Genomic DNA, 16,902 nt, shown 5'->3' on the forward strand with positions numbered 1-16,902 from the left:
ATTACATCCCCAGCAGCATGCGGTGCGGGTTTTCCAGCTGGTTCTTGATGTCGACCAGGAACAGCACCGCTTCCTTGCCGTCGATGATGCGGTGGTCGTAGCTCAGCGCGATGTACATCATCGGCGCGGCGACGACCTGGCCGTTCTCGACGATCGCGCGCTCCTTGATGGCGTGCATGCCGAGGATGGCGCTCTGCGGCGGGTTGACGATCGGCGTGGAGAACAGCGAGCCGAAGGTGCCGCCATTGGTGATGGTGAAGGTGCCGCCCTGCAGGTCTTCCAGCTTCAGGCCGCCTTCGCGCGCCGCCTTGGCGTAGCCGGCGATGCTCTTCTCCACCTCGGCGAAGTCCATGCGCTCGACGTTGCGCAGCACCGGCGTCACCAGCCCCTTGTCGGTCGACACCGCCACCGAGATGTCGGCGTAGCCGTGGTAGATGATGTCGTCACCATCGACCGAGGCGTTCACGACCGGGTACTTGGCCAGCGCGTTGGCGGCGGCCTTGGCGAAGAAGCTCATGAAGCCGAGCTTGATGCCGTTGGCCTTCACGAAGTCGTCCTGCAGCTCGTTGCGCATCGCCATCACCTTCGACAGGTTGACCTCGTTGAAGGAGGTCAGCATGGCGATGGAGTTCTTCGACTCCATCAGGCGCTTGGCGATGGTCTTGCGGATGCGGGTCATCGGCACGCGCTCTTCCGGACGCGCGCCGCCACCGACGCCGGCGGTCTTGCCGCTGGCGTAGTTGACGAGGTCTTCCTTGGTCACCGCGCCGCGACGGCCGGTGCCCTCGACCTGCGACGGGTCGATGCCTTCCTTCTTCGCGGTGAAGGCGGCGCCCGGCGGCAGCTGCGAGGTGTTGTCGCTCGGCTTGCCATCCGATGCGGGCTTCGGCGTGGTGCTCGAAGGCGCCGCGGCCTGCGCCTTGGCGGCCTCGGCCTTGGGCTGCATTTCCTGCGCGCCGGCGGCCGGGGCATCGGACTTGGCTTCGGCCTTCGGTGCGTCGGCGACCGCGCCTTCCTCGATCACCGCGATGACCTGCTGGCTGGTGACGGTGGCGCCGGTGTCGAACTTGATTTCCTTCAGCACGCCATCGGCGGGCGACGGGACTTCAAGCACCACCTTGTCGGTTTCCAGATCGACCAAGTTCTCGTCGCGCTTGACGGCATCGCCGACCTTCTTGTGCCAGCCGGCGATGGTGGCGTCGGAGACGGATTCGGGAAGAACCGGGACTTTGATTTCGGTGGCCATGTCTGGGGGTCCGATTGTTTGATTCGAATGGGAAAGGTTACTCGACGCCCGGCTCGAGGCCGGGCTCGTTGACCAGCGCGTCGGCGATCAGCTTCTGTTGTTCGCTGACGTGGTCGCTGAAGTGGCCGGCCGCCGGCGAAGGCGAACGCGCGCGGCCCGCGTAGAACAGCGACTGGCCATTGGCCAGGCAGGCGGCCAGGTGGTGGCGGATCTGGAACCACGCGCCCTGGTTCTGCGGCTCTTCCTGGCACCAGACCACGTCGCGGGCCTGCGGGTACTTGGCCAGTTCGGCGGACAGCTGCTTGCGCGGGAACGGGTAGAGCTGCTCGACGCGGATCAGCGCGACATCGTCCTGGCCGCGCTTCTCGGCATCTTCAAGCAGGTCGTAATAGACCTTGCCCGAGCACAGCACGATGCGCTTGACCTTCTTCGCGTCGGCCTTGGCATCGGGGATGAGATGCTGGAATTCGCCGGCGGCGAGTTCGTCCAGCGACGACACCGCCAGCTTGTGGCGCAGCAGCGACTTGGGCGTCATCACCACCAGCGGCTTGCGGGTGTCCATGCACAGCTGGCGGCGGATCATGTGGAAGGCCTGCGCCGGCGTGGTCGGCACGCAGACCATCATGTTGTCCAGCGCGCACAGCTGCAGGAAGCGCTCCAGGCGCGCCGAGCTGTGTTCCGGGCCCTGGCCTTCGTAGCCATGCGGCAGGAACAGCGCCAGACCGCACAGGCGGCCCCACTTGGCTTCGCCCGAGGCGATGAACTGGTCGATGACGACCTGTGCACCGTTGGCGAAGTCACCGAACTGGCCTTCCCAGATGTCGAGCGTGTTGGGATCGGTGGTGGAGTAACCGTATTCGAAGGCCATCACCGCTTCTTCCGACAGCAGCGAGTCGATGACGGTCGCGTACTCCGGGTTCTTCACCAGCTGCTGCAGCGGCAGGTAGGGCGTGTCGGTCTTCTGGTCGTGCAGCACCGCGTGGCGGTGGAAGAAGGTGCCGCGACCGGAATCCTGGCCGACCAGGCGCAGGCGGTAGTCCTTCTTCAACAGGGTGGCGTAGGCCAGGTTCTCGGCGAAACCCCAGTCGGCGGCCTGCTCGCCGGCGGCCATCTTGCGGCGGTCGTCGTAGATCTTGGCGACGCGCGGGTGCAGGGTGACTTCGGCGGGGATGGTGTTGATCTGCGCGGCCAGCGCGTCCAGCTCGTCGCGCGGCACGGTGGTGTCCACCTTGTCGCCGAGCTTGCCTTCGAGCAGCTTGGACCAGTCGGGCGCGAAATCGTCCGGCACCACCTTCACCACCTCGGCGGTGACCTGGCCGGCATCGAGCTTGTCGCGGTAGGCGTCGGCGGCGGCCTTGACGTCATCGGCGGCGATCACGCCTTCGCCAGCCAGCACGTCGCCGTACTTCTCGCGCGTGGTCTTCATCGCGCGGATCTTCTGGTACATCAGCGGCTGGGTCGCGGCCGGTTCGTCGGCCTCGTTGTGGCCGTTGCGGCGGTAGCAGACCAGGTCGATGACGACGTCGCGGCCGAAGCGCTGGCGGAAATCGAAGGCCAGTTCGGCGCAGAACACCACGGCTTCCGGGTCATCGCCGTTCACGTGCAGGATCGGCGCACCGACCATCTTGGCGACATCGGTGCAGTACAGCGTGGAACGCGCGTCCTGGCGCTCGCTGGTGGTGAAGCCGACCTGGTTGTTGATGACGATGTGGACGGTGCCGCCGACCGCGAAACCGCGCGCCTGCGACATCTGCAGCAATTCCATGCCGACGCCCTGGCCGGCGAACGCGGCGTCGCCGTGCAGCAGCACCGGCAGCACCTGCTTGCGTTCCTTGTCGTTGCGGCGCAGCTGGCGCGAACGCACCGAGCCGGCCACGACCGGGTTGACGATTTCCAGATGCGACGGGTTGAAGGCGAGCGCCAGGTGCATCGGGCCGCCGGGGGTGGCGACGTCGGCGGAGAAGCCCATGTGGTACTTCACGTCGCCGGTGTGGGCGCGGTCGTGCGTGGGGTGTTCGAACTTGCCTTCGAACTCGTCGAACAGGGCGCGTGGCGGCTTGCCGAGCGTGTTGACGAGGACGTTGAGACGGCCGCGGTGGGCCATGCCGATGACCATTTCCTTGACGCCGGCGGCACCGGAGTAACGGATCAGCTGGTCCATCATCGGGATCAGCGCGTCCCCGCCTTCCAGCGAGAAGCGCTTCTGGCCGACGTACTTGGTGCCGAGGTAGCGTTCCAGGCCTTCGGCGGCGGTCAGGCGTTCCAGGATGCGCTTCTTGTCGTCGGTGCTGCGGCCGAACTTGCCGGCGGCGGCTTCGAGGCGCTCGTACATGAAACGGCGCTGCTCGGCGTCGGCGATGTGCATGAACTCGGCGCCGATCGGGCCGGTGTAGGTCGCCTTGAGCGTGGCCAGCAGGTCGGCCAGCTTCATCCGCTCCTTGCCGCCGACGCCACCGGTGCTGAACTCGCTGCCGAGATCGGCATCGGACAGGCGGTGGAAGCCGAGGGTCAGGTCCGGCGCATCGGGATGCACCAGCATTTCCAGCGGGTCGATCTTGGCCGCCAGGTGGCCGCGCGAACGGTAGGCGGTGATCAGGCGACCGACATTGCGCTCGCGCTCGTCGCCGGCGCCTTCGGCCGTGGCCAGCTGGCCTCGGCGGGCCTGGCGGCCTGCGGCGGCCACGGCATCGGCGACCACCGAATGCGGGACGTCGCCGGCCTCGCGGCCCTTGAAGTCATCGAAATACTGCTTCCACTTCGGGCCCACGCTGTCCGGGGCGGCGAGGTATTGCTCGTAGAGGTCTTCGATGTACGCCGCGTTGGCGCCAAGCTGGGAAGACCGGGCAAACTGCTTCAGGAGGCTATCCGCCATGTCAGGTCGATTGCTTCTGCGAAGGGCCAGTTGGCTGGATTCACCGGGTTTTGCGTACCGCACCGGGAAACAAGCTGAATGGCCGGTTGGAAGGGCCTGAAAGTATAAGCCGGACCACGCTGCGGCGCATCACGAAGCGCTGATACGCCACCAAAGTTCTAGATGCCGAGCGTCCGCAGCTCCGCCAGTGGCCGGGCACGTTCCCAGGCATCGCTGAAACGCGCGACCAGCGGACGCACGCGGTCACCGGCGCCGGTAAGGGTGGCGGCCAGCCGCGCGCCGCTGTCGAGCAGCAGCATCTGGCCACGGTCGTTGGCGATGAAGGCCTGCGCGGCGGGGGCGGCGAAGTCGGGTTCGGACTGGCGCAACTGCAGCAGGCTGGGCAGGCGTTGGGCCAGCGCGATCAGCGCGCCGTGGTCGCGGGCCAGGCCATCCACCGCGCCGAACAGCCACTGCACCTCGCGCTGGCTGCGGGCGGTCAGGAAGCCGCGCAGCGCATCGACCAGCGCCGGGCTGGACCAGAGCGCGTCGTCGGGGCGGGGCACATAGAGCATCAGGCTGCGCAGTGCGCCATCGGCCAGGCCGGCGATGGCGGCAGTGATGTCGTCGCTGGTTTCGAGCCGCTGCGTGTCCATCTCAGGCTTCCTCGTCGTCTTCCACGGGTTGGTAGTGACCGGCATCGGCCAGTTGCTGCAGCAGCGCGCGGCCCTTGCCGGTCAGGGCGGCCGCCGCCTCTTCATCCACCTGTTCCATGCCTGCGATCAGCCGGGCATCGGCGACGGAGGCAGGGAAGGCGGCGCCGTTGGCGAACAGCAGCGCGGCATCGCCCATCTTGCGCCAGGCCATGCGCGAGTAGGGATGGCGAAGCCACGTCGCGCCATCGCCCACGCTGGCGACCAGGTCGATGCCGGCGGCGTCCGCGGGCGAGGGGGCCTGGCCCGCGGCCACGCGATAGGCGGAGACGAAGCGCCCGAACCACTCGCCCAGCTCGTCGCGGCCCGAGAGGCGCAGTTGGTTGAGCGCGGCGAGTGCGCGGTCGAGCGCGGCTTCGTCGATCTCGTTCGGGTCCTTGGGCGGCTGGATGTCGCCATCGGCGTAGCGGATGCGCTCGTCGGCGTCGAAGGTGAGGCTGTCGGCGTAGTGCTCCAGCAGCTCGGCGCTGGAAGGTGCGCGCAGGCCGACCGAGATGGTCAGGCAGGCGTCCTCGGCGGTGCCGTGGTGCGGCACGCCCGGCGGCAGGTAGAGCATGTCGCCCGGGCCGAGCACCCAGTCGTGGTTGGGGTTGAAGGTTTTCAGAAGGCGCAGCGGGACGTCGTCGCGGTAGGTATCGTCCGGGTTGGCGCGGGTGTCGATCTGCCAGCGCCGGTGGCCGACGCCCTGCAGCAGGAACACGTCGTAGTTGTCGATGTGGGCGCCGACCGATCCGCCGGGCGCGGCGAACGACACCATGATGTCGTCCATCCGCCAACGCGGCAGGAAGGGGAAATGCGCCAGCAGCGCGCGGACATCGGCATCCCACTTGTCCACGTCCTGCACCAGCAGGGTCCAGTCCTGGTGCGGCATGTCCGGGAATTTCTCTTCCGGGAACGGGCCGTTCTCGATCTGCCAGGTGTCGGCGGCGTGGTCGTGGCGGACGATGCGGGCCAGCGCGCCTTCCTCGCAGGCCAGGCCGGCCAGGTCTTCGGGCTGGATCGGCGATTCGAAACCCGGGAAGGCGTTGCGGATCAGCAGCGGTTTTTTCTGCCAGTACTCGCGCAGGAACTGCACGGGCAGCATGCCCAGCATGCCCTTGCCGGTGGCGTCGATTTCGATCATGGCGTGCTCCGTGTGCGTTCTTTGGCCAGCCGCGCGGCCAGGCCTTCGCGGCCCTGCGCGGCGTAGGTTCTGCAGGCGCTGGCATCGACCAGTGACTGGCGGCCATCGAGCCGGTCCAGCAGGTCGCTGCTTTGCGTGTGGGTGGTGATGAGGATGTCGCAGCGTTGCGCGGCGAGGGTGTCGAAGGTGCGCCGCATCGCCGCCACCATTTCCGGGTGGTCGCCGTAGCGGTAGTGGTCGTCGGAAATCGCGGTCAGGCTGTCGGAGAACACGATGTCCCGGCAGTCCGTGCCTTCGCAGCTGCGCCAGGCCCAGCCGGAGCCGCCGGGCGTGTGGCCGGGCATCGGCAGGTTGGTGATGGCGAGGTCGCCGAGCTTCACCACCTCGCCATCGCCCACGGTGCGGACGCGGGCGACGGGCGGGAAGGGATCGAGCACTTCGAACTGCGGATCGCGGCGGTCGCTGCGGCCCTTCGCCAGCACTTCGGCGGCGACGCCTCGCGCCAGCACTTCCGCGCCGCTGTCGCGCTGCAGCCGGCTGATGCCGCCGGCGTGGTCCAGGTGTTCGTGGGTGTTGAGGATGAGGCGGATGTCTTCCACCTTGAAGCCGGCGGCGCGGATGCCGGCTTCGATGTGCGGCGCGGCTTCGTCGGTCGCCGCATCGATCAGCACATGGCCCTGCGGCGAGGTGACGAGCACCGCCGCGATCTCGCAGGTGCCGACGAACCAGGTGTTGCCGAAGACGTGGCGGGGCGCGGTCGGCGCGCTCCAGCCGGCGCCTTCCGCGCAGGCGGTGGGCAAGGGGGCTTGCGATGCGGCTTGCGCCGGCTGGAGCGGCGGGCCGGCACAGGCCGCGCCGGTCAGCGCGAGGGCGGCGAGCAGGCACGATGCGGCGCCGCGCATCGCCATGGCTCAGATGTCCTTGGCGAGGCGGGCGGCCAGGCCCGTGTAGCTGCCGGGCGTCATCTCGATCAGGCGCTGCTTGTCGGCGGCGGGCAGGTCGAGTTGTTCGATGAAGACGCGCATCGATTCCCCGGTGATGCCCTGGCCGCGGGTCAGCGCCTTGAGCTGCTCGTAGGGGTTGGGCAGGCCGTGGCGGCGCATCACCGTCTGCACGGCTTCGCCGAGGACTTCCCAGTTGGCGTCGAGGTCGGCGGCGAGGCGCTCCGGGTTCACTTCCAGCTTGCCGAGGCCGCGCAGCAGGGCATCGAAGCCGATCAGCGCGTGGCCGAAGGCGGTGCCGAGCGCACGCAGCACAGTGGAATCGGTCAGGTCGCGCTGCCAGCGGCTGACCGGCAGCTTGGCGGCGAAGTGTTCGAACAGCGCGTTGGCGATGCCGAAGTTGCCTTCCGCGTTCTCGAAGTCGATCGGGTTGACCTTGTGCGGCATGGTCGAGGAACCGACTTCGCCCTCTTTCAGCTTCTGCTTGAAGTAGCCCTGCGAGATGTAGCCCCAGATGTCGCGCGACAGGTCGATGAGGATGGTGTCGATGCGCTTCATGACATCGCTCAGTTCGGCGATGCCGTCGTGCGGCTCGATCTGGGTGGTGTAGGGCTGCCAGTCCAGGCCCAGCGATTCCACGAAGCTGCGCGAGAACGCCGGCCAGTCGATGTCCGGATAGCTGGCGACGTGCGCGTTGTAGTTGCCGACCGCGCCGTTGATCTTGCCGGGCATCGGCAGCGCGGCCAGCACCTCGCGCTGGCGCTGCAGGCGGGCGACGACGTTGGCGATTTCCTTGCCGACCGTGGTGGGCGAGGCGGTCTGGCCGTGGGTGCGCGAGAGCATCGGCAGGTCGGCGTGCTGGTGGGCCATCGCGCGCAGGCGGTCGAGGGTGGCGTCGAGCTTGGGCAGCATCACCGTGGCGCGGGCTTCGCGCAGCATCAGCGCGTAGCTCAGATTGTTGATGTCCTCGCTGGTGCAGGCGAAATGCACGAATTCCAGCGCCGGGCCGAGTTCGGCATCGTCCTTCAGGCGTTCCTTGATCAGGTATTCGACCGCCTTGACGTCGTGGTTGGTGGTCGCCTCGATGTCCTTGACGCGCTGCGCGTCGGCCACCGACAGGCCATCGGCCAGCGCGTGCAACTTGGCCTTCGCTGCCTCGGAAAACGGCTTGAGTTCGCCGATGCCGGGCTCGGCGGCCAGCGCCAGCAGCCATTCCACTTCCACCTTCACCCGGGCCTTGATCAGCCCGTACTCGGAGAAGATCGGGCGGAGCGCATCGACCTTGCCGGCGTAGCGGCCATCGAGCGGGGAGAGGGCGGTCAGGGCGTCGGACATGGCGGAAAGACTCGTGGGGATTTGCCAATTCTAAACGGGCGCGGCGCTACGCTTGCCCAAACCCAGCGAGGACTTGTCATGGCCGCATCGACCCCCACCCGCACCGAACACGACAGCATGGGCGAGCTGCAGGTGCCCGCCGACGCGCTGTGGGGCGCGCAGACGCAACGGGCACTGCAGAACTTCCCGGTGTCCGGCATCCCCATGCATCCCGGTTTCATCCATGCGCTGGGCGCGATCAAGGCCGCCGCCGCCGAGGTCAACGGCGGGCTGGGCCTGCTGGATGCCAAGCGTGCCGCCGCCATCGCGCGGGCCGCCGCGCTGGTGGCCGATGGCGAGTTCGACGAAGCCTTCCCGCTCGACCGCTTCCAGACCGGCTCCGGCACCTCGACCAACATGAATGCCAACGAGGTCATCGCCCGGCTGGCGTCGACGGCGAAGCTGGCCGTGCATCCGAATGACCACGTCAACCTGGGTCAGAGCTCGAATGACGTGATCCCGACCGCGATGCGGGTGTCGTCGGTGATGGCGGCGCGGACCGAACTGCTGCCGGCGCTGGCGCATCTGCGCAAGACCATCGACAAGCGCGCGAAGGGTCTGGGGAAGGTGGTGAAGACCGGCCGCACGCATCTCATGGACGCGATGCCGCTGACCTTCGCGCAGGAGTTCGGCGCGTGGTCTTCGCAGCTGGCCTCGGCGGAAGCGCGCATCGACGATGCATTGAAGCGGGTGCGCAGGTTGCCGATTGGCGGCACCGCAATCGGCAGCGGCATCAACGCCCATCTGAAATTCGGCGCGAAGATGGCGCAGGTGTTGTCGAAGGCGACCGGCGCGAAGTTCGAATCGGCATCCGACAAGTTCGAAGGCCTCGCCGCGCAGGACGATCTGGTCGAACTGTCCGGCCAGTTGAACGCGCTCGCGGTGGCGCTGACCAAGATCGCCAACGACCTGCGCTGGATGAATTCCGGGCCGCTGGCGGGGCTGGGCGAGATCGAACTGCCGGCGTTGCAGCCGGGCAGTTCGATCATGCCGGGCAAGGTGAACCCGGTGGCCTGCGAGTCGCTGGCCATGGTCTGCGCACAGGTGATGGGCCTGCACACCGCGAATACCGTGGCGGGCGCCAGCGGCAACTTCCAGCTCAACGTCATGCTGCCGCTGATCGCCGGCAACCTGCTGGACGCGATGGAATGGCTGTCGAACGGGATGCGCCTGCTGGCCGACAACGCCATCGCCGGGCTCAAGGTGCGGCGCGATGTGGTGGAGGCGGCGCTGGCCCGCAACCCGATCCTGGTGACGGCGCTGAACCCGGTGATCGGCTACGAAAAGGCGGCGGCGATCGCCAAGCGTGCCTACAAGGAAGGTCGGCCGGTGCTGGAGATCGCGATCGAGGACAGCGGCCTGCCCGAAGCGGAACTGCGCAGGCTGCTGGACCCGCATGCGCTGACCGCCGGCGGGATCCGCGCGGGATCGTCCGCCGGCGGCTGAAGCCTCACATCACAGCGCGGCGGGCGTCTTGCCGTCGACCAGCACGGCATTGCCGCGCAGGTCCACTTCGCTGCCACGGGCCGGGCGCGCGTAACGCGTGCCGTTGACCGACATCGTGTCGCCTTCCAGCTTGACGTGCAGGCCGCTGCCGACCTCCAGCGTGCTGTCGTTGGCCACGTTGTTCACCACCACCCGGCCCACCGGCAGCAGGAAACGCACGCCGTTGAGCGTGGTGACGTCGCCGGTCCCGGACGAGGCCATGCCTGCGCCCTGCACCGCGCTGCGGATGGACTGGCGGATGCCGTCGCGGATGTCGGACTGGACCTGCGCGCGCTCGGCGGCGCTGGCGGCATCGTTGCCGTTTCCGTCGTCCATGCATTCGTCGATGTCGGACTGCTCCATCCGGGCGTAGGGCTTGAACTCCGGCAGTGAGGCGGCCAGCGCGTTCTGGCTGGCGAGCAGCGGCGTCAGCTGGGTGCAGATGGCCTTGGCTTCGACCTTCAGCTTCTCCGCCTCGGCCTCGATTTTCTGGCCGACCTGGTCGGCATTGCCGGTGAAGATGCCCTTGACCGCCTCGCCGGCGGCACGCATGCCGAGGTCCGCGCCCTTCGCGCCGATCGACATGCCGATGCCGGCGATGTCGATGATGTGGCCGCGGTATTCCAGGAGCAGCCTGCGCTGGGCATCGTTGACCGCCACCGCCTTGCCATCGACCAGGAAATCGCCCTGCGGGGTGATCTCAGCCTTGGGCAGGTTGGGGTCATGGCTGCCGATGGTGTGGCGGCCGATCAGCATGCCGCCGTCCTTGCCGTTGAGGGTGATGTTCTCGGTGGCCAGCTTTTCGCGGGCTTCGGCCATCGCCTGCTCGACTTTGCGGCCGATCGCGGTCTGCGCGCCTGTCGAGGAACCCGGCGCATGGGGCGGGGAGGGCGGCGGCGGGGCGTTGTTGTCGCAGGCGGCCAGTGCCAGCACCAGCAGGCCGGGCGCGAGGATGCGGATGTTCATGGTCTTGGTTCCCGTAGGTGTGTGCGGAGGTCAGGCTTCGTCGCGCCAGCGGCGCAGGCGGACGGCGGCGAGGATCATCAGGATGCCGGCGATGGCACCGATCCACAGCCCGGGCGTGGTGAAGAGATGCAGGCCACCGATCACGCCATCCAGGCCGTACAGGGCTTTCGGGCTGTCATCGAGGCGGTCGATGTACGGCGTGCCGGCGAAGCCCAGCAGATGGCTGCCCGGCCAGGCGCTGGTCAGGGCGCGTGCCACGCCGTGCTGCCAGATCCACGATTCGTCATATCCCTTGAAGTTGCTGAGGAAGCCGAACCAGCTCACCAGGATGCCGGCGAAGATCGGCAGCACCACCGCCCACAGGAAGGGCTTGGACTTGGCCCAGGCCGAGCAGAGCATCAGCCAGCCCGCGGTCGGCAACGCCCAGATGGCGTAGACCGGCAGCCAGCCGAACACCGAACCGATCAGCTTGAGCGGCTCCAGGTTGGCCCAGTACAGGGTGAACGGATTGGCACCGTTGAGCGCGATGAACAGGCTGATGATCAGGCCGAAGGCCAGCATCACCGCCAGCGAGATCACCGAGGCGATCACCGGGGCCACCACCAGCGCGGTCAGCACCTTGCTCAGCACGGTCAGACCGTCGGAGACCGGCATCGACTTCCAGAACAGCACGCTGCGGTCCTTGCGCTCGTCGTACAGGCTGCCGAGCAGGTAGAAGAACACCACGAAGCCGAACACCACCAGCGGCCAGAACGCCGACATCAGGGTGATGCCGTTGATCGCTTCGCCCATCTGGCGCAGGTCGTCGGGCGAGGCCGTGGCCAGCATCTTGTCCCAGTCCACCTGCGAGAGAGGCACTTCCTTGCCATCGAAATTGATGACCCGGCCACCGTGGCGGTTGAAGAGGAACTGGCCGGTGCCGCCACCCAGCAGGGTGAAGAACAGGAACACCGCGCCGGCGATCATCGGGGCCCACAGGAAACCGCCCTTGTGCTCCCAGAATTCGCGCTTCAGCAGCCACTTGAGCTTGTGCGTGGGGTGTGGCGTGGCGGGCGCGGCGATACGCGTGTCATGGGTGATGGCGTTCATGCGTAGGTCCCCTTCATGGTGGCGACGAACAGGTCGGCGAGGCCCGGGATGCGGGTTTCGCCCAGTTCGCGGAGTTGCGGTTGTGGGACGCCGTCGAACAGCATCACCGTCTTGCCGAAGGCCAGACTGCGCTCGTCGATCGGCTTGAGCGCGCGGGCGGCGTCGAGCTTCGCGCCATCCACCAGCACTTCGACGTAACGCTCGCCGACTTCCTCCATCGGCGCGTCCAGCACCACCTTGCCGTCGCGGATGAACATCACGTCGGTCAGGATGTGCTCGACTTCCTCCACTTGGTGGGTGGTGATGAGGATGGTCTTGTCCTCGTCGAAATAATCCTCCAGCAGGCGCTGGTAGAACTGCTTGCGGTAGAGGATGTCCAGGCCGAGCGTCGGCTCGTCCAGCACCAGCAGGCGGGCGTCGATCGCCATCACCAGCGCCAGGTGCAGCTGCACGATCATGCCCTTCGACATCTCCTTGACCTTCATGTCCGGGCGCAGCTGGGTGCCGTGGATGAAGCGCTTGAAGCGTTCGCGAGAGAAGCGCGGATGCACGCCTTCGACGAAATCCGCGGCCTCGCGGACCCGCAGCCAGCGCGGCAGCACGGCGACGTCGGCGATGAAACAGATGTCGTTCATCAGCGCGTCGCGTTCGGTGCGCGGGTCCTTGCCCAGCACCTTCAGATCACCCTGGAAGGGGATGAGTCCGAGGATCGCCTTGAGCGCCGTGGTCTTGCCGGCGCCGTTGGGCCCGATCAGCCCGACGATGCGGCCGGCGGGGATGGTGAACGCGGCGCCGTCCAGCGCGCGCTTGTTCCGGTAGGCCTTGACCAGGCCGTTTGCGTTGACGACAGCGTTCATTTCGCTCCCCATTTCTTGGACGGATCAATCAGTTCGGCCGGGTCCAGGCCCAGGCGTTCGATGCGCTCGATGACCAGCGGCCATTCCTCGCTGAGGAAGCGCTGGCGCTCGCTGGCGAGCAGCTGCTGCGGCGCGCCCTCCAGCACGAACATCCCCAGCCCGCGGCGCTTCTCCACCAAGCCTTCGTCGGCCAGTTCCTGGAAAGCGCGGGACACGGTGATCGGGTTGAGCTGGTATTCGGCGGCGACCGTGCGCACCGAGGGCAGGGCGTCGCCCGGTTTGAGCTCGCCGTCGATGATCATCGCCACGACGCGCTCCTTGAGTTGGCGGTAGATGGGGCTGCCATCACTCCATTGCACTGCATTCATGGCATCAGGCTCCTCGGCACCAGGTTGAAATAGCTGGCGTGGTGATGACGGGCGGGGGCGCGACGGGGGGCGGGCGCGTGCCTGGACGCGTCGTGGCCGGGCACCGGGCTGGCCAGTGCGGCGGGTTCCGGCAATGCCAGGATGGCCAGGCCCGCGAGCAGCAGGGGTAGGGCCAGCATCGGCAGGATGACCTGGGCGGGACGATGGCGTCGCATGGCGGTCTCCGTGTGGTGGGTGATTGGTGTTGTATTCAACTATAACACTAGATCAGCGGCCGTCAACACCCGTGGACCCAACTAAAGACAGGGGTGGGGATGTGGCTTCGCCGGGGCGCCAGCCAGCTGAACCTCCGTGACGCCGCGTGATTGCCCGCGGCTGCCGCGCCCGCGACAATGCCCGGATGAATCCGAATTCCCCCCGTTGGTTGAACCTTTCCATGCTGTGCCTGCTCGGTACGGCGATCGCGGTGCCGCTGGTGCTGTCCCTGCCGCAGCCGGCACAGGCGCAGGCCGCCAAGCCGCTGGCGAATGAGCGCGAAAAGACCAGCTACATGATCGGCATGGATGTCGGCCGCTCGCTGCAGCCGGTGGCCGCCGAAGTGGACGTGGCAAGCTTCGAGAAATCCGTGCGCAACGGCCTCTCAGGCGGCGAACCGCTGATGGGCGACGAGCAGGCCAAGACCACCGCCGTGGCGCTGGTGGCCCGCATGCAGGCACGCAAGGCCGGCACCGCCGCCGACAAACTGCCGCCGATCGCGCGTGATCAGGTCGGCCTGCTGGTCGGTGCGGATGTCGGGCGCAACCTGCAGCCGATCCACGACGAGATCGACATGCCCAGCTTCATGCGTGGCGTGCGCGTGGTGCTGGAGCAGGGCAAGCCGCTGATTGCCGATGACGAAGCGCAGGCGCTGAAAGCCGCCTTCGTGCAGCGCCGCCAGGAACGCCAGGCGCAGGCCGCCGAAGCCGCCGCCGCCGAAGGCGCCAAATTCATGGCCGCCAACAAGACCAAAAAAGGCGTCATCACCACCCGTTCCGGCCTGCAATACCAGGTGTTGCGCGCCGGTGCCGGCGACCGCCCGATGCCCGGCGGCACCGTCCGCGTGAACTACGAAGGCCGCCTGCCGGACGGCAAGGTCTTCGACAGCTCCTACCAGCGCGGCGAGCCCGCCGAATTCGCGCTGACCTCGGTCATCCCCGGCTGGCGCGAAGGCGTGGCCCTGATGCCGGTCGGCGCCAAGTACCGCTTCTGGATCCCGGGCGAGCTGGCCTACGGCAAGCGCGGTTCGCCGCCGATGATCGGCCCGAACCAACCACTGGTGTTCGATGTCGAACTCATGGACATCCTGAAGTAGTCTCACCGGTCACGTTGTCCCGCCTGCCGCCGCGCAGGCGCGTTTTCCTCCCGGCGCAGCCGGATCCGCAAGCCTTCCTCCGACGGAGTTCCCGAATGAAATCGCGTTCCACCCTCGCCATCACCGCGCTGGCCGCGGCCATCGCCCTGGCCGGCTGCAACAAGCCCGCCGACAAGCCCGCCAAGGCCGATGGCGCCAAGTCGGAGGAAGCCGCCTCCACCACCAAGATCGCCGGCCTGCCGAACGAGAAGGACCAGATCAGCTACATGGTCGGCATGGATGTCGCCAACCTGCTCAAGCCGGCCAAGGACGAAGTCGACCTCGACACCGTCATCAAGGCGCTCAAGGATTCGATGGAAGGCAAGAAGGTGCTGCTGACCGAGGAACAGGCCAACACGATCCGCGAGACCTTCGCGCAGAAGATGCAGGCCAAGAAGATCGCCGAGTCGATGGCCGAGGCCAAGAAGAACCTGGACGAAGGCAAGAAGTTCCTGGCCGAGAACGCCAAGAAGCCGGGCGTGCAGACCACCGCTTCCGGCCTGCAGTACCAGGTGATCACCGAAGGCAAGGGCGCCAAGCCCGGCGCCGGCGATGCGGTCAAGGTCAAGTACAAGGGCACCCTGCTGGACGGCAAGGAGTTCGACAGCACCGAGGCCCACGGCGGCGAACCGGCCGTGCTGCCGCTGGACCGCGTCATCCCCGGCTGGTCGGAAGGCATCCGCCTGATGCCGGTCGGCAGCAAGTACAAGCTGTGGATCCCGGGCAACCTGGGCTATGGCGAGCAGGTGCCGCCGGGCGCGCCGTTCCCGGCCAACGCCACGCTGGTGTTCGAAGTCGAGCTGCTCGACATCGTCAAGCCGCCGAAGGGCTGATGAAGAAGATGGCGATGACGTTTCAATGAAATGTCATCGTCCTGAAGCACACTGCGACTGGCGCCCGGTGCGGCAGTCGTCGTTTTCAGGGAGAGCGCGATGCGCGTGACGATTTTCGGGACCGGCTATGTGGGCCTGGTCACCGGCACCTGCCTGGCCGAAGTGGGCCACCAGGTGACCTGCGTGGATGTGGATGCGGCCAAGATCGGGGGCCTCGAAGCGGGCATCGTGCCGATCTACGAGCCCGGCCTGACCCCGATGGTCAAGGCCAACCATACCGCCGGCCGCCTGCGTTTTACCACCGATGCGGCATCGGCCATCGCCTCGGGCGAGATCATCTTCATCGCCGTCGGCACGCCGCCCGACGAAGACGGCAGCGCCGACCTGCAATACGTGCTGGCCGTGGCGCGCGGCATCGGCCGCCACCTCGAACGCCCCACGCTCGTTGTCAACAAATCCACCGTGCCGGTCGGTACCGCCGACAAGGTCCGCGCCGTCATCGCCGATCAATTGGCCGGACGTGGCGCGGCCATCGATGTCGAAGTGGTCTCCAACCCCGAATTCCTGAAGGAGGGCGATGCGGTCAACGACTGCATGCGTCCCGACCGCATCGTCGTGGGCGCGGCCAGCGATGCCGCCTTCGCGACCATGCGCCGCCTGTACGCGCCGTTCAACCGCAACCACGACCGAATGGTGACGATGGATGTGCGCTCGGCGGAACTCACCAAGTACGCGGCCAACGCGATGCTGGCCACCAAGATCTCCTTCATGAACGAGATCGCCAACATCGCCGAGAAGGTCGGCGCCGACATCGAGCATGTGCGCAAGGGCATCGGTTCCGACCCGCGCATCGGCTGGCATTTCATCTATCCGGGTGCCGGTTATGGCGGTTCGTGTTTCCCGAAGGATGTGCAGGCGTTGGCGCGCACGGCGGCCCAGCACGGCCACGGTGCCCGCATCCTCGATGCCGTCGAAGCGGTGAACGAGGCGCAGAAGGGCCATCTGTTCGAACTCATGGCGCGCCATTACGGCGGCGTCGATGCGCTGGCTGGCAAGACCGTCGCGGTCTGGGGCCTCGCCTTCAAGCCCAATACCGATGACATGCGTGAGGCGTCCAGTCGCCGCCTGCTGGCGCAGCTGTGGGAGGCCGGTGCGCGCGTGCGTGCGTTCGATCCCGAGGCGCAGGCCGAAGCCCGCCGCATCTTCGGCGAGCGCGACGATCATCTGGTGCTGTGCGATTCAGCCGAAGACGCGCTGGCCGGTGCCGATGCGTTGGCCGTGGTCACCGAGTGGAAGCAGTTCCGCAGCCCGGACTTCGGTCTGCTGGGACGCGAACTGGCCGATGCGGTGATCTTTGATGGCCGCAACCTCTACGAACCGGCCGAGGTCGAGTCGCAGGGGCTGGCCTACTGGGGCATCGGGCGCGGCCGATCTGTCAAAATCCCCGCATGAACGAGCAAGCGCGCATCGAGGAACTGGAGACCCGCGTGGCCTTCCAGGAACACGCCCTCAACGAACTGAGCGATGCGCTGGCCGATGCCCGCGCCGAGATCGCCCGCCACGCCGCCATGCTGCACCGGGTGGTGGATGAGCTGAAGAACGCGCGTGGCGCCGGTGTCAGCATCGATGCCGCCGACGAGCCGCCGCCCCCGCATTACTGATCCCG

General features: G+C 67.4%; 16 protein-coding genes. 5 read left to right on the forward strand and 11 right to left on the reverse strand.

The window, feature by feature from the left end:
• Position 1: 1 nt before the first annotated feature.
• The 6 genes from sucB to purB form a co-directional block, all read right to left on the reverse strand.
• Positions 2–1,246 (reverse strand): dihydrolipoyllysine-residue succinyltransferase, encoded by a 1,245-nt coding sequence (gene sucB, locus DCD74_RS03790; RefSeq protein ID WP_112926141.1) that lies wholly within the window; start codon positions 1,244–1,246, stop codon positions 2–4.
• A gap of 37 nt (positions 1,247–1,283) precedes the next feature.
• The gene (locus DCD74_RS03795; RefSeq protein ID WP_112926142.1) at positions 1,284–4,118 is read right to left on the reverse strand and encodes a 2-oxoglutarate dehydrogenase E1 component; all 2,835 of its coding nucleotides are present in this window, start codon (positions 4,116–4,118) and stop codon (positions 1,284–1,286) included.
• A 158-nt stretch (positions 4,119–4,276) separates the two neighbouring features.
• Positions 4,277–4,753, reverse strand: a complete 477-nt coding sequence (locus DCD74_RS03800; protein WP_112926143.1) for a DUF7931 domain-containing protein — start codon at positions 4,751–4,753, stop codon at positions 4,277–4,279.
• 1 nt (position 4,754) lies between these two features.
• Positions 4,755–5,933: a cupin domain-containing protein gene (locus tag DCD74_RS03805; protein WP_112926144.1), complete on the reverse strand. Its 1,179-nt coding sequence runs from the start codon at positions 5,931–5,933 to the stop codon at positions 4,755–4,757.
• Positions 5,930–6,841, reverse strand: coding sequence for a subclass B3 metallo-beta-lactamase (gene bla, locus DCD74_RS03810; RefSeq protein WP_112926145.1), 912 nt, complete (start codon positions 6,839–6,841; stop codon positions 5,930–5,932). Before bla ends, DCD74_RS03805 begins: the two co-directional genes overlap by 4 nt.
• 3 nt (positions 6,842–6,844) lie before the next feature.
• Entirely contained in the window at positions 6,845–8,209 is a 1,365-nt protein-coding gene (purB, locus tag DCD74_RS03815) for an adenylosuccinate lyase (protein ID WP_112926146.1), read from the reverse strand.
• A 78-nt stretch (positions 8,210–8,287) separates the two neighbouring features.
• Here purB and DCD74_RS03820 point away from each other — a divergent pair, with 78 nt between their 5' ends.
• Positions 8,288–9,694, forward strand: a complete 1,407-nt coding sequence (locus tag DCD74_RS03820; protein ID WP_112926147.1) for a class II fumarate hydratase — start codon at positions 8,288–8,290, stop codon at positions 9,692–9,694.
• A gap of 9 nt (positions 9,695–9,703) precedes the next feature.
• On the opposite strand, the gene DCD74_RS03825 is transcribed toward DCD74_RS03820, so the two are convergent.
• Genes DCD74_RS03825 through DCD74_RS03845 form a run of 5 tightly spaced genes read right to left on the reverse strand, consistent with a single transcriptional unit; the run spans position 9,704 to position 13,228 of the window.
• Positions 9,704–10,699: a YggN family protein gene (locus DCD74_RS03825; RefSeq protein WP_174887957.1), complete on the reverse strand. Its 996-nt coding sequence runs from the start codon at positions 10,697–10,699 to the stop codon at positions 9,704–9,706.
• A gap of 30 nt (positions 10,700–10,729) precedes the next feature.
• Positions 10,730–11,788 (reverse strand): hypothetical protein, encoded by a 1,059-nt coding sequence (locus DCD74_RS03830; protein ID WP_112926148.1) that lies wholly within the window; start codon positions 11,786–11,788, stop codon positions 10,730–10,732.
• Complete coding sequence (locus tag DCD74_RS03835) at positions 11,785–12,657, reverse strand: ABC transporter ATP-binding protein (protein ID WP_112926149.1); 873 nt, start codon at positions 12,655–12,657, stop codon at positions 11,785–11,787. The genes DCD74_RS03830 and DCD74_RS03835 overlap by 4 nt, the downstream gene beginning before the upstream one ends.
• Positions 12,642–13,013 carry a GntR family transcriptional regulator gene (locus DCD74_RS03840; protein ID WP_112926150.1) on the reverse strand — a complete coding sequence of 124 codons (372 nt, stop codon included), beginning with the start codon at positions 13,011–13,013 and terminating at the stop codon, positions 12,642–12,644. Before DCD74_RS03840 ends, DCD74_RS03835 begins: the two co-directional genes overlap by 16 nt.
• Complete coding sequence (locus tag DCD74_RS03845) at positions 13,010–13,228, reverse strand: hypothetical protein (RefSeq protein WP_112926151.1); 219 nt, start codon at positions 13,226–13,228, stop codon at positions 13,010–13,012. Before DCD74_RS03845 ends, DCD74_RS03840 begins: the two co-directional genes overlap by 4 nt.
• Before the next feature lie 185 nt (positions 13,229–13,413).
• On the opposite strand from DCD74_RS03845, the gene DCD74_RS03850 reads away from it, so the two are divergent.
• The 4 genes from DCD74_RS03850 (at position 13,414) to DCD74_RS03865 (ending at position 16,897) form a co-directional block, all read left to right on the forward strand.
• Positions 13,414–14,364: an FKBP-type peptidyl-prolyl cis-trans isomerase N-terminal domain-containing protein gene (locus DCD74_RS03850; RefSeq protein WP_217424283.1), complete on the forward strand. Its 951-nt coding sequence runs from the start codon at positions 13,414–13,416 to the stop codon at positions 14,362–14,364.
• Positions 14,365–14,459: 95 nt separating this feature from the next.
• Positions 14,460–15,236 (forward strand): FKBP-type peptidyl-prolyl cis-trans isomerase N-terminal domain-containing protein, encoded by a 777-nt coding sequence (locus tag DCD74_RS03855; protein WP_112926153.1) that lies wholly within the window; start codon positions 14,460–14,462, stop codon positions 15,234–15,236.
• 99 nt (positions 15,237–15,335) lie between these two features.
• Positions 15,336–16,688: a UDP-glucose dehydrogenase family protein gene (locus DCD74_RS03860; RefSeq protein WP_112926154.1), complete on the forward strand. Its 1,353-nt coding sequence runs from the start codon at positions 15,336–15,338 to the stop codon at positions 16,686–16,688.
• A complete protein-coding gene (locus tag DCD74_RS03865; RefSeq protein ID WP_112926155.1) occupies positions 16,685–16,897 on the forward strand; it encodes a SlyX family protein in 213 nt (70 codons plus the stop codon). The genes DCD74_RS03860 and DCD74_RS03865 overlap by 4 nt, the downstream gene beginning before the upstream one ends.
• The last annotated feature ends 5 nt before the right edge of the window (positions 16,898–16,902 follow it).

The organism is Lysobacter oculi, assembly GCF_003293695.1.
GTDB classification, from domain to species: domain Bacteria; phylum Pseudomonadota; class Gammaproteobacteria; order Xanthomonadales; family Xanthomonadaceae; genus Solilutibacter; species Solilutibacter oculi.